Raw genomic sequence first — 12,881 nt, forward strand, 5'->3', positions numbered from 1 at the left:
ATTGTGTAGTACTCACCTTACTCAGCCGCCAACGGCCAAGCAGGTGCAGCCAACCCCCTAATCGCATTTTTTGGAGAGAGCGCCATGCGCACTGTCATCTTGCGTCGTGGTCTGGTCGCACTGTTTGCTGCGGCTGTGTCCTTCGGCGCCATGGTTCAAGCCCACGCCGCCGAAACCCTGCGGATCGGTTATCAGAAGTACGGCACCCTGGTGTTGCTCAAGGCCAAAGGCACCCTGGAAAAACGCCTGGCCGCCCAGGGCGTGCAGGTGCAGTGGACGGAATTCCCCGGTGGCCCGCAACTGCTCGAAGGCCTGAACGTCGGTTCCATCGACTTCGGCGTCACCGGCGAAACGCCGCCGGTCTTCGCCCAGGCCGCCGGCGCCGATCTGCTTTATGTCGCCTACGAACCGCCAGCACCGACCAGTGAAGCGATCCTGGTGCCCAAAGACTCGACGATCAAGTCCGTGGCCGAGCTCAAGGGCAAGAAAATCGTGCTCAACAAAGGCTCTAACGTGCACTACCTGCTGGTACGCGCCCTGGAGGATGCCGGCCTGAAATACACCGACGTGCACACCGTGTTCCTGCCGCCCGCCGATGCCCGCGCCGCGTTCGAGCGAGGCAGCGTCGACGCCTGGGTGATCTGGGACCCGTACCAGGCCGCCGCCGAGAAACAACTGCAAGCGCGCACCCTGCGTGACGGCACCGGCATCGCCGACAACCACCAGTTCTACCTGGCCACCAAACCGTACGCCACACAGCACCCGGATGTGATCAAGGCGCTGGTGGAAGAAGTGCGTGCGGTAGGCGAGTGGTCCAAAGCCAACCCGCAGGAAGTCACGGAACAAGTCGCACCGCTGCTCGGCCTGCCCGCTGACATCACCCTGACCTCGGTGAAACGCCAAGGCTACGGCGCGTTGTTCCTGACCCCGGAAGTGGTCGCCGCCCAGCAGAAAATCGCCGACAGCTTCTACCAGCTCAAATTGATCCCCAAACCCTTGAGCATCAAGGACGTGATCTGGACGCCACCCGCCGCCGTTGCCAAAGCGCCGTAATTCGACTTCTTCAGGAGACAACTCCATGAGCCTCAATATTTTCTGGTTCCTGCCTACCCACGGCGACGGCCATTACCTGGGTACCGCCGAAGGCGCTCGCGCCGTTGACCATGGTTACCTGCAACAAGTGGCACAGGCGGCCGACCGCCTGGGTTTCGGCGGGGTGTTGATCCCGACCGGCCGCTCCTGCGAAGACTCGTGGCTGGTGGCCGCCTCGCTGATCCCGGTGACCCAGCGTCTGAAATTCCTTGTCGCCCTGCGCCCCGGGATCATTTCCCCGACGGTGGCTGCGCGTCAGGCGGCGACCCTGGACCGCCTGTCCGGTGGCCGTGCGCTGTTTAACCTGGTGACCGGTGGTGATCCGGAAGAGCTGGCCGGCGACGGTTTGTTCCTCAGCCACGAAGAGCGCTATCAGGCCTCCGTGGAATTCACCCGCATCTGGCGACGCGTGCTGGAAGGTGAAACCGTGGATTACGACGGTGAACACATCAGCGTCAAAGGCGCCAAATTGCTCTACCCGCCGATCCAGCAGCCGCGTCCGCCGCTGTACTTCGGCGGCTCCTCCGAAGCCGCCCAGGACCTGGCCGCTGAACAAGTGGAAATGGTGCTGACCTGGGGTGAGCCTCCGGCCGCTGTCGCTGAAAAAATCGAACAGGTGCGGGCCAAGGCCGCGAAACTTGGGCGCACGGTGCGCTTCGGTATTCGCCTGCATGTGATCGTGCGTGAAACCAACGATGAGGCGTGGAAAGCTGCGGACAAACTGATCTCCCACTTGGACGACGAGACCATCGCCCGTGCCCAGGCCTCCCTCGCGCGCTTCGATTCCGTCGGCCAGCAACGCATGGCGGCCTTACACGGCGGTAACCGTGACAACCTCGAAGTCAGCCCCAACCTGTGGGCCGGTGTCGGCCTGGTACGCGGTGGTGCGGGCACTGCGCTGGTGGGTGATGGCCCAACCGTTGCGGCACGTGTCAATGAATACGCTGCGCTGGGCATCGATACCTTCATCTTCTCCGGTTATCCACACCTGGAAGAGTCGTACCGCGTGGCTGAACTGTTGTTCCCGCACCTGGACATCGAACGTCCCGAGTTGCCGAAAAGCGCCGGTTACGTCAGCCCGTTCGGCGAGATGGTCGCCAACGACATCCTTCCCAAAGCTGCGTCGCAGAGCTGAGGCGCCGTCATGAACGTTGAAAAAATAAGCCATCGCGTCGCGCCCTGGGTGCTGCCGATCTTGTTGCTGGCGGTGTGGCAGTTGTCGGTGTCGGCGGGTTGGTTGTCGACACGCATTCTGCCGGCGCCGAGTGCGGTGATCGAAGCCGGGGTTAACCTGGTGCGCAGCGGCGAAATCTGGACGCACCTGGCCATCAGCGGCTGGCGTGCCGGCCTGGGCTTTGTGATCGGTGGCAGCATCGGCCTGGCCCTGGGCTTTATCACCGGCCTGTCGAAATGGGGCGAACGCCTGTTGGACAGCTCGGTGCAGATGATCCGCAACGTGCCACACCTGGCGCTGATTCCGCTGGTGATCCTGTGGTTCGGCATTGACGAGACCGCGAAGATTTTCCTGGTCGCCCTCGGCACGCTGTTCCCGATCTACCTGAACACGTATCACGGCATTCGCAACGTCGACCCGGCGCTGGTGGAAATGGCGCGCAGCTACGGCTTGTCCGGCTTCAGCCTGTTCCGTCAGGTGATCCTGCCGGGCGCATTGCCTTCGATTCTGGTCGGCGTGCGTTTTGCGCTGGGCTTTATGTGGTTGACGCTGATCGTGGCGGAAACCATCTCGGCCAGCTCCGGCATTGGTTACCTGGCGATGAACGCCCGTGAATTCCTGCAAACCGACGTGGTGGTATTGGCCATCGTCATGTACGCCATCCTCGGCAAGCTCGCCGACCTGGCTGCTCGCGGCCTGGAACGTGTGTGGCTGCGCTGGCATCCGGCTTACCAAGTGAATAAAGGAGGTGCGGCATGACCGCTCAACAACCTCCACGCCTGCTCAAGGGTATCCCGCTGGCGGTGCGCAAATTGCGCAAGGCCTTTGGTGCACGGGAAGTGCTCAAGGACATCGACCTGCACATCCCCGCTGGGCAGTTTGTGGCCGTGGTCGGTCGCAGTGGCTGCGGCAAAAGTACCTTGCTGCGCCTGCTGGCCGGGCTGGACAAAGCCAGCGGCGGCGAACTGTTGGCCGGCTCCGCACCGCTGAGCGAAGCGATTGAGGACACGCGGTTGATGTTCCAAGAAGCGCGCCTGCTGCCGTGGAAAAAGATCATCGACAACGTGGGGCTGGGTCTCAAAGGTAACTGGCGCCCCAAAGCGCTGGATGCGCTGGAGGCGGTCGGCCTGGCCGAGCGTGCGAATGAGTGGCCGGCGGCGTTGTCCGGTGGCCAGAAGCAGCGGGTGGCCTTGGCGCGTGCGCTGATTCACCAACCGCGCCTGCTGTTGCTGGATGAGCCTTTGGGGGCGCTGGACGCCCTGACGCGCATCGAGATGCAGCAACTGATCGAAAACCTGTGGCAGAAGCACGGCTTCACCGTGTTGCTGGTGACCCACGATGTCAGCGAGGCCGTGGCGATTGCCGACCGGGTAATCCTGATCGAAGACGGTGAAGTCGGCCTCGACCTGATTGTCGATCTGCCGCGACCCCGTGCCCGTGGGTCGCATCGCCTGGCAGCGCTGGAAGCCGAAGTGCTTAACCGTGTGCTGTCGCTGCCCGGCACGCCGCCGGAACCCGAACCTGTTTCACCGCTGCCGACGCAATTGCGTTGGGCGCAATAACTCACTTGTCCCTCGAAGGAAGAACACCATGACTATTAAAGCCATCAACGTGCGTAACCAGTTCAAAGGCACTATCAAGGAAATCGTAGAAGGCGACGTGCTGTCGGAAATCGACGTGCAGACGGCGTCCGGTATCGTGACGTCTGTCATCACCACCCGCTCGGTCAAAGAGCTGGAGTTGGTGATTGGCAGCGAAGTGATTGCCTTCGTTAAGTCCACCGAGGTGTCGATCGCCAAGTTGTGATCGGGATTTGCGGTGCTTTTAAGGCCGCTTTCGCGAGCAAGCCCGCTCCCACATTTGACTGTATTCACAGAGCAAAATGTGGGAGCGGGCTTGCCCGCGATGGCGCCTGCCCAGGCAATGCATCAATCAGCCAGTCACCGCCCGCTTTGGCAAGTACGCCGGCAAATAAAGCCCCACATACGCATCAAAAACCCGCATCCCTTCTTCCGCCATGCGCGGCGTAATCTGCCCATGCTGATGCACCGAGCGCGCATAGACGCGGTCGCTCAGTTCCAGCGCCAAGGCGAACACATCCACATCCTCAGGCAGCGTCGGCACTTCGAAGTGGCGGTTGAACACGGCCAGCATCAAATCCCCCAACTCCAGATCATGCTGGCGGTCGGCCTGGGTCACTTCGGTGAGCCCATGCTGAGCCAGGATCAACTGGCGCGCGGCGGCGTCGTGCTCGTAGACCGTGAGCATGCGCTGTTCGACGATGCAGGACAGATCGCGCCAGTGCTTGAGTGCAGCATGCTCGATAGGCGCCTGGATGGCTGCGCGGAATGCCGCATGCACATCGGCGGTCAACGCTTCCAGTAGCGCCGGCACGCTGGCGAAAAAGTGATACACCGACGACGGTGGAATCTGTGCCCGTTCCGCCACGCTGTAGATCGACAAACTGGCCACGCCTTCGGTCGCCAGCAACGTGCGGGCGGCATCAAGGATCGCATCGATCCTGGCCTGGCTGCGGGCGCGGGGTTTGCGAGGGGCGGCAGGGCGGGTGGTCATGGAAGTCTCCTACAAGGCAGCGGGCATTGTATGAGCAGGAACCGGTGTTGTCTGCCAAGGCGCCATCGGGAGCAAGCCCCTCCCACAGTTGACTGAGTTCCAACCTTGAAATGCAGTCAAGTGTGGGAGCGGGCTTGCTCCCGATGAGGCCGACTCGGTCAACCGGAAGAAACCCATAAAAAAACGCCACAGACCAAAGGCCGGAGGCGTTTTTCAGTACAACCACTGCTTACACGGTATGCAGGTACCAGTTGTACTCAAGGTCGGAGATGGAGTGTTCGAACTCTTCCAGCTCACTTTCCTTACAGGCGACGAAGATATCGATGTATTTAGGATCGATGTACTTGGCCATCACCTCGCTGTCGTCCAACTCGCGCAGGGCATCGCGCAGGTTGTTCGGCAGGCTCTGTTCGTTCTGCTCGTAGCTGTTGCCTTCCACTGGAGCGCCAGGCTCGATCTTGTTGGTCAGACCGTGGTGCACGCCTGCCAGGACCGAAGCCATCAGCAGGTAAGGGTTGGCGTCGGCGCCGGCCACGCGGTGTTCGATACGTACGGCATCCGAGGAGCCCGTGGGTACGCGAATCGCCACAGTGCGGTTGTCCAGGCCCCAGCACGGCGAGTTCGGCACGTAGAACTGTGCGCCGAAACGACGGTAGGAGTTGACGTTGGGGCACAGGAACGCCATTTGGGCGGGTAGGGTCTCGAGCACACCGCCGATCGCGTGACGCAATGCGGCGTTCTGCTCGGGATCCTCGCTGGCAAAGATGTTCTTGCCGTCCTTGTCCAGGATCGAAATGTGTACGTGCAAACCATTGCCTGCCTGGCCTGGGTAAGGCTTGGCCATGAAGGTGGTGTCCATCTCATGGTCGTAGGCGATGTTCTTGATCAGGCGCTTGAGCAGTACGGCGTAATCGCAAGCCTTGATCGGGTCGGCCACGTGGTGCAGGTTCACTTCGAACTGCGCCGGGGCACTTTCCTTGACGATGGCGTCAGCCGGGATGCCTTGCTCTTTGGCACCTTCCAGGATGTCCTGGAGGCAGTCGACGTATTCGTCGAGGTCGTCGATCAGGTAGACCTGTGTCGAGTGCGGGCGTTTGCCGGAGATCGGCGAGCGGGGCGGTTGTGGGCGGCCGTTCACGTTCTCCTGGTCGATCAGGTAGAACTCAAGCTCGAAGGCAGCGCAGATGGTCAGACCGAGGTCGTCAAACTTGCTGACAACTTGGCGGAGCACTTCGCGAGGATCGGCGAAGAAAGGTTCACCTTCAAGTTCGTGCATGGTCATCAGCAGTTGCGCGGTTGGGCGCTTTTGCCACGGCTCATTGCACAGGGTGTCAGGGATCGGATAACAGATTCGGTCAGCATCACCGATATCCAGACCCAGGCCAGTGCTTTCCACTGTCGAGCCATTGATATCCAGGGCAAATAAAGAGGCAGGCAGGTTAATGCCCTTCTCGTAAACCTTGTGGAGGCTGGTGCGTTCGATGCGCTTGCCGCGCACCACACCATTCATATCCGCAATTAGAAGGTCTACGTACAGAACCTCAGGATGATCCTTAAGGAACGCGTTCGCTTCGTTAAGCTGAACGGCACGCGGGGGTACCGACATGATGCAACACCTTTGTTGTTAAAAATATCAATCATTGATCTTTTCTGGTTTCAGTCAACCCGAACGGCTTGCCGAAGTCAAGCGAGGCCTTTTTTGCCCTAAAAAAGCGCCTTGAGGCCTTTTTTGGGGCTTTTTGGGGCGCTTTTTTGGGTTTGAAGGCCTTGGGACTAGCAGGCTTGAGCGGGCCGTGTTGTATTTTTTACGGGGGTGTTGTGTAAAAAAATGAACAAGGCTAAGCTCGATTCAAACCCATAACAGCAATAATACCGGGGTGCTTCATGTCTCGCCTGCCGTTAATCGGCGTCACCGCCTGCTCCAAACAGGTCGGTCTGCATGCTTATCACATCAGTGGCGACAAATACGTCCGTGCAGTGGCCATCGCTGCTAAGGGCTTGCCATTGATCATTCCATCCTTGGGCGATTTGCTCGACCCGGCCAATATTCTTGACGGTCTGGATGGCATTCTATTTACCGGCTCCCCCTCCAATATCGAACCCTTTCTCTACGACGGTCCGGCCAGCGCGCCCGGGACTGCTCATGATTCTGCACGGGACCAGACCACGCTGCCGTTGCTGCGTGCCGCGATTGCAGCAGGCGTGCCGGTGCTGGGCATCTGCCGTGGGTTCCAGGAAATGAACGTGGCGTTGGGTGGCAGCCTGCACCAGAAGGTTCATGAAGTGCCGGGCATGATGGATCACCGCGAAGACGACACCCAGCCGCTGGAGATTCAGTACGGCCCGGCGCACGCCGTGGCGATTGCCCCGCATGGCGTCCTGGCAAGCCTGGGGTTGCCGCAGACCATTCAGGTCAACTCGATTCACGGCCAGGGCGTTGATCGCCTGGCGCCGGGGCTGCAGGTCGAAGCCACTGCGCCGGATGGGTTGATCGAAGCTTTTTCTTACACCGCGGGCAAGGCTTTTGCTTTAGGAGTGCAATGGCACCCCGAATGGCAGGTAAGCTCTAACCCGCACTATCTCGCGATCTTCCAGGCCTTTGGCTCGGCCTGTCGAACGCGGGCGATGCAACGCGACGCGGATGCTGCGTCAAACAACGCCTGACCTTTAATGGATGTCAGGAAACACAGCCCAGAGGCATTTATGAGTAACAACCTCGACCAGCTCACCGATTGGTTGAAAGACCACAAGATCACAGAAGTCGAATGCATGATTGGCGACCTCACCGGCATCACCCGGGGCAAGATCTCGCCGACCAACAAGTTCATCGCCGAAAAAGGCATGCGCCTGCCCGAGAGCGTTCTGTTGCAGACCGTGACCGGCGACTATGTCGAAGACGACATCTATTACGAATTGCTCGACCCGGCCGACATCGACATGATCTGCCGTCCCGACCAGAACGCCGTATTCCTGGTGCCCTGGGCCATCGAGCCTACCGCCCAGGTGATTCACGACACCTACGACAAGCAAGGCAACCCGATCGAGCTGTCGCCGCGCAATGTGCTCAAGAAAGTCCTCCAGCTCTACGCCAACCGAGGCTGGCAGCCGATCGTGGCGCCGGAAATGGAGTTCTACCTGACCAAACGCTGCGAAGACCCGGACTTCCCGCTGCAACCGCCGATCGGCCGTTCCGGGCGCCCGGAGACCGGTCGCCAGTCCTTCTCTATAGAAGCGGCCAACGAGTTCGACCCGTTGTTCGAAGACGTCTACGACTGGTGTGAACTCCAGGAGCTTGACCTCGACACCCTGATCCACGAGGACGGCACCGCGCAGATGGAAATCAACTTCCGTCATGGCGATGCGCTGTCCCTGGCCGACCAGATCCTGGTGTTCAAGCGCACCATGCGTGAGGCCGCGCTCAAGCACAACGTGGCCGCCACCTTCATGGCCAAGCCCATGACCGGCGAGCCCGGCAGCGCGATGCACTTGCACCAGAGCATCATCGACATCGCCACCGGCAAGAACGTCTTCTCTAATGAAGACGGGACCATGAGCCAGCTGTTCCTCAATCACATTGGCGGCCTGCAGAAATTCATCCCTGAATTGCTGCCGCTGTTTGCGCCGAACGTGAACTCGTTCCGCCGCTTCCTGCCCGACACCTCGGCGCCGGTGAACGTGGAGTGGGGCGAAGAAAACCGCACCGTCGGCCTGCGCGTACCGGATGCCGGCCCGCAGAACCGTCGCGTGGAAAACCGCCTGCCGGGCGCCGACGCCAATCCGTACCTGGCGATTGCCGCCAGCCTGCTGTGCGGCTACATCGGTATGGTCGAAGGCCATAACCCGAGCGCGCCGGTGGTGGGCCGAGGTTACGAGCGCCGCAACCTGCGCCTGCCGTTGACCATCGAAGACGCCCTGGAGCGTATGGAAAACAGCAAGACCATCGAAAAATATTTGGGTCAAAAATTCATCACAGGCTACGTCGCGGTCAAGCGGGCCGAGCATGAAAACTTCAAGCGCGTAATCAGTTCGTGGGAGCGGGAATTCCTGCTCTTCGCCGTCTGATGCGTCGGGCGCGCCTTGGGATTGGCGCGCCCACACCTGAAAAGTCTAGGAGATTGGTATGTCCAGCAACAACCCGCAAACCCGTGAATGGCAAGCCTTGAGCAATGATCACCACCTGGCGCCGTTCAGCGACTTCAAGCAGTTGAAAGTGAAAGGCCCACGGATTATCACCAAAGCCCACGGCGTTTACCTGTGGGACAGCGAAGGCAACAAGATCCTCGACGGCATGGCCGGCCTGTGGTGCGTGGCGATCGGTTACGGTCGCGACGAACTGGCTGACGCCGCCGCCAAGCAGATGAAAGAGCTGCCGTACTACAACCTGTTCTTCCAGACCGCTCACCCACCGGTGCTGGAACTGGCCAAGGTGATTTCCGAGATCGCACCGGCCGGCATGAACCACGTGTTCTTCACCGGCTCAGGCTCGGAAGGCAACGACACCATGTTGCGCATGGTCCGCCACTACTGGGCGATCAAGGGCCAGCCGAACAAGAAGATCATCATCAGCCGCAAGAATGGCTATCACGGCTCCACCGTGGCCGGCGCCAGCCTGGGCGGCATGACGTACATGCATGAACAGGGCGACTTGCCGATCCCGGGCATCACCCACATTGCTCAGCCGTACTGGTATGGCGAAGGCGGCGACATGAGCCCGGAAGAGTTCGGGGTATGGGCCGCCAACCAGCTGGAAGAGAAGATCCTGGAACTGGGCGTGGACAACGTCGGCGCCTTTATTGCCGAGCCGATCCAGGGTGCCGGTGGCGTGATCGTGCCGCCAGAGACCTACTGGCCGCGCATCAAGGAAATCCTCGCCAAGTACGACATCCTGTTCGTCGCCGATGAAGTGATCTGCGGTTTCGGCCGTACCGGTGAATGGTTCGGCAGCGACTTCTACGGCCTCAAGCCACACATGATGACCATCGCCAAGGGCCTGACCTCGGGTTACATCCCTATGGGTGGCCTGATCGTGCACGACGACGTGGTTGCCGTGCTCAATGAAGGCGGTGATTTCAACCACGGCTTCACCTATTCCGGTCACCCGGTAGCGGCAGCGGTAGCCCTGGAAAACATCCGGATTCTGCGCGATGAAAAAATCGTTAACCGTGTGCACGAAGAAACGGCACCGTATTTGCAGAAACGTCTGAGGGAACTGGCTGATCACCCGTTGGTGGGTGAAGTTCGCGGTGTCGGCATGCTCGGGGCGATTGAGTTGGTGCAGGACAAGGCCACGCGAAAACGTTACGAAGGCCGTGGTGTGGGCATGATCTGCCGCACGTTCTGCTTTGAGAATGGCCTGATCATGCGCGCCGTGGGCGACACCATGATCATTTCGCCTCCGCTGGTGATCAGCAAGGCGGAAATCGACGAGCTGGTGACCAAGGCTCGCCAGTGCCTGGACCTGACTTTGGCGGCATTGCAAGGCTAAGTGCTAGGCTCAGTGCGCTGCGGCTTCGGGCGCTGCGTCTGGGCAGTTACAAAAACGCAGTAATAAAGGGGGCTTTGGTTGAAAGCCGGCCCCTGAACTTGCCAGACTGTCGCCGTGTTTTGTTGCCCTTTGGAAGGGTCGTGAGACGACTAAAGAACGTGGCCCAAAAAAGAAAAAATTGGAGCATCACCAAATGAAGGCATTAGGTTTGAAGAACGCTGGCAAGACCCTCCTCGCGTTGTCCCTGATGGGCGCAATGGCGGGCGCGGCCCAGGCAGACGATAAAGTGCTGCACGTCTACAACTGGTCCGACTACATTGCACCGGACACCATCGCCAACTTTGAAAAAGAGTCGGGCATTAAAGTGGTGTACGACGTTTTTGACAGCAACGAGACCCTGGAAGCCAAGTTGCTGGCAGGCAAGTCCGGTTACGACATCGTCGTTCCGTCGAACAACTTCCTCGCCAAGCAGATCAAGGCCGGTGTCTATCAGGAGCTGGACAAGTCCAAGCTGTCCAACTACGCCAACCTGAACAAATCCCTGCTTAAAGCCGTGTCGGTCAGCGACCCGGACAACAAGCACGCTTTCCCGTACATGTGGGGCTCGATCGGCATCGGTTACAACCCGGAGAAGGTCAAGGCTGCGCTGGGCGTGGACAAGATCGACTCGTGGGCCGTGCTGTTCGAGCCGGAAAACATCGCCAAGCTGAAAAGCTGCGGCGTGAGCTTCCTCGACTCGCCAACCGAAATGCTGCCGGTGGCGCTGCATTACCTGGGCCTGCCGACCGACACCCAGAAAAAAGCTGACCTCAAGCAAGCCGAGGACCTGTTCCTCAAGCTGCGCCCATCGATCGGCTATTTCCACTCGTCCAAGTACATCTCGGACCTGGCCAACGGCAACATCTGCGTGGCCGTGGGCTACTCCGGGGACATCCAGCAAGCCAAGTCCCGCGCGGCTGAAGCCGGTGGCAAGGTCAAGGTTGCCTACGACATTCCGAAAGAAGGCGCCGGTAGCTTCTATGACATGGTCGCCATCCCTAAAGATGCCGAAAACGTCGATGCTGCCTACAAGTTCATGAACTACCTGCTCAAGCCGGAAGTCATGGCCGCTATCACCAACAGCGTCCGCTTCCCGAACGGTAACGAGAAAGCCACCGCACTGGTCGACAAAGACATCACCAGCGACCCGGGCATTTACCCGCCAGCGGATGTGCAGGCCAAGCTCTACGCCATTGCTGACTTGCCGGCTGCGACTCAGCGTGAAATGACGCGCAGCTGGACCAAAATCAAATCGGGCAAATAAGCCTTTGAACCGTGGGGGCGGCGAACCGCCGCTCCCACAAATTAAATGACAGAAAGCTTTGCCGGATCGGTTTATCGAGGGTAAGTTGCGCGCCGGTTTTGTTGCCGGGCAACAACTTCGGGCCCAACTATTTAAGAGGACCTCCACTTGCCAATTTCTTTATTTCGCAAAGCCTTGCTGGTGGGTGCAGGTATCACGCTGGCTGTCAGCGTGCAGGCCGCGCCGACGGTGCATATTTATAACTGGTCGGACTACATCGGCGCCGACACCCTGGCCAACTTTGAAAAGGCCAGCGGCATCAAGCCGGTGTATGACGTGTTTGATTCCAACGAAACCCTGGAAGGCAAGTTGCTCGCCGGGCGTACCGGTTATGACGTGGTCGTGCCGTCCAACCACTTCCTCGGCAAGCAAATCAAAGCCGGGGCGTTTCAGAAGCTCGACAAGTCGTTGCTGACTAACTATTCCAATCTGGACCCGGCGCTGCTCAAGCGCCTGGAAAAGAACGACCCGGGTAACCAATACGCCGTGCCGTATCTGTGGGGCACCAACGGCATTGGTTACAACGTCGAAAAAGTCAAAGAAGTGCTGGGCGTCGACCATATCGATTCCTGGGCCGTGCTGTTCGAGCCGGAAAACATGAAGAAGCTGGCCACTTGCGGGGTCTCGTTCATGGACTCGGCGGATGAAATGCTGCCGGCGGTGCTCAACTACATGGGCCTGAACCCTAACAGTACCAACCCTGAAGACTACAAGAAGGCCGAAGAGAAGCTGCTCAAAGTGCGGCCCTACGTGACCTATTTCCATTCTTCCAAATACATCTCTGACCTGGCCAACGGCAACATCTGCGTGGCGGCAGGTTTCTCCGGTGATGTGTTCCAGGCCAAGGCTCGCGCAAGCGAGGCAGGCAAAGGCGTGAACATCGCCTACGCGATTCCGAAAGAAGGCGGCAACCTCTGGTTTGACGTGCTGGCGATCCCCAAGGATGCGACCAACGTCAAAGAGGCTCACGCCTTCATCAACTATTTACTGCAACCTGAGGTGATCGCTCAGGTCAGTGATTACGTCGGTTACGCCAACCCTAACCCCGGGGCGGACAAACTGATGAAGCAATCGATACGCACTGACGCAGCGGTTTACCCACCGCAGGCGGTTCTCGACCGGACGTTCGTCAACTTCGAGCTACCCCCGAAAGTGCAGCGTTTAATGACCCGTAGCTGGACCAAGGTCAAAACGGGCAAGTAAGGCTTAAAGCT

Annotated in this window: 12 protein-coding genes; 10 read left to right on the forward strand and 2 right to left on the reverse strand. The window is 59.6% G+C overall.

Translation table 11 applies throughout. From position 1 onward, the window contains the following. Positions 1-84 precede the first annotated feature (84 nt). Genes ACDZ94_RS09995 through ACDZ94_RS10015 form a run of 5 tightly spaced genes read left to right on the forward strand, consistent with a single transcriptional unit; the run spans position 85 to position 4,072 of the window. Positions 85-1,053 carry a sulfonate ABC transporter substrate-binding protein gene (locus tag ACDZ94_RS09995; protein ID WP_064454621.1) on the forward strand — a complete coding sequence of 323 codons (969 nt, stop codon included), beginning with the start codon at positions 85-87 and terminating at the stop codon, positions 1,051-1,053. A 25-nt stretch (positions 1,054-1,078) separates the two neighbouring features. Next, positions 1,079-2,227, forward strand: coding sequence for an FMNH2-dependent alkanesulfonate monooxygenase (gene ssuD, locus ACDZ94_RS10000; protein ID WP_064454620.1), 1,149 nt, complete (start codon positions 1,079-1,081; stop codon positions 2,225-2,227). A gap of 9 nt (positions 2,228-2,236) precedes the next feature. Continuing rightward, positions 2,237-3,025: an aliphatic sulfonate ABC transporter permease SsuC gene (gene ssuC / locus ACDZ94_RS10005; RefSeq protein ID WP_432751398.1), complete on the forward strand. Its 789-nt coding sequence runs from the start codon at positions 2,237-2,239 to the stop codon at positions 3,023-3,025. Continuing rightward, complete coding sequence (ssuB, locus tag ACDZ94_RS10010) at positions 3,022-3,828, forward strand: aliphatic sulfonates ABC transporter ATP-binding protein (RefSeq protein ID WP_064454618.1); 807 nt, start codon at positions 3,022-3,024, stop codon at positions 3,826-3,828. The genes ssuC and ssuB overlap by 4 nt, the downstream gene beginning before the upstream one ends. A 28-nt stretch (positions 3,829-3,856) precedes the next feature. Continuing rightward, a complete protein-coding gene (locus ACDZ94_RS10015; RefSeq protein WP_003213899.1) occupies positions 3,857-4,072 on the forward strand; it encodes a TOBE domain-containing protein in 216 nt (71 codons plus the stop codon). Between the two features lie 126 nt (positions 4,073-4,198). Here the strand turns inward: ACDZ94_RS10015 and ACDZ94_RS10020 are convergent, their stop codons facing one another. After that, a complete protein-coding gene (locus ACDZ94_RS10020; protein WP_221295864.1) occupies positions 4,199-4,840 on the reverse strand; it encodes a TetR/AcrR family transcriptional regulator in 642 nt (213 codons plus the stop codon). A gap of 229 nt (positions 4,841-5,069) precedes the next feature. Beyond that, positions 5,070-6,446, reverse strand: a complete 1,377-nt coding sequence (locus tag ACDZ94_RS10025) for a glutamine synthetase family protein (RefSeq protein WP_003213894.1) — start codon at positions 6,444-6,446, stop codon at positions 5,070-5,072. Between the two features lie 278 nt (positions 6,447-6,724). On the opposite strand from ACDZ94_RS10025, the gene ACDZ94_RS10030 reads away from it, so the two are divergent. From ACDZ94_RS10030 to ACDZ94_RS10050, 5 genes are all read left to right on the forward strand, one after another. Next, on the forward strand, positions 6,725-7,504 hold the full coding sequence (locus tag ACDZ94_RS10030; protein WP_064454616.1) for a gamma-glutamyl-gamma-aminobutyrate hydrolase family protein: 780 nt from the start codon (positions 6,725-6,727) through the stop codon (positions 7,502-7,504). 39 nt (positions 7,505-7,543) lie between these two features. Further along, complete coding sequence (locus ACDZ94_RS10035) at positions 7,544-8,902, forward strand: glutamine synthetase family protein (RefSeq protein ID WP_064454615.1); 1,359 nt, start codon at positions 7,544-7,546, stop codon at positions 8,900-8,902. Positions 8,903-8,960: 58 nt separating this feature from the next. Next, a complete protein-coding gene (locus ACDZ94_RS10040) occupies positions 8,961-10,325 on the forward strand; it encodes an aspartate aminotransferase family protein (RefSeq protein WP_064454614.1) in 1,365 nt (454 codons plus the stop codon). Between the two features lie 208 nt (positions 10,326-10,533). After that, complete coding sequence (locus ACDZ94_RS10045; protein WP_432751494.1) at positions 10,534-11,628, forward strand: polyamine ABC transporter substrate-binding protein; 1,095 nt, start codon at positions 10,534-10,536, stop codon at positions 11,626-11,628. A 147-nt stretch (positions 11,629-11,775) separates the two neighbouring features. Continuing rightward, a complete protein-coding gene (locus ACDZ94_RS10050; RefSeq protein WP_064454613.1) occupies positions 11,776-12,870 on the forward strand; it encodes a polyamine ABC transporter substrate-binding protein in 1,095 nt (364 codons plus the stop codon). The last annotated feature ends 11 nt before the right edge of the window (positions 12,871-12,881 follow it).

The organism is Pseudomonas sp. UBT, assembly GCF_050915955.1.
Classification (GTDB): Bacteria; Pseudomonadota; Gammaproteobacteria; order Pseudomonadales; family Pseudomonadaceae; genus Aquipseudomonas; species Aquipseudomonas antarctica_A.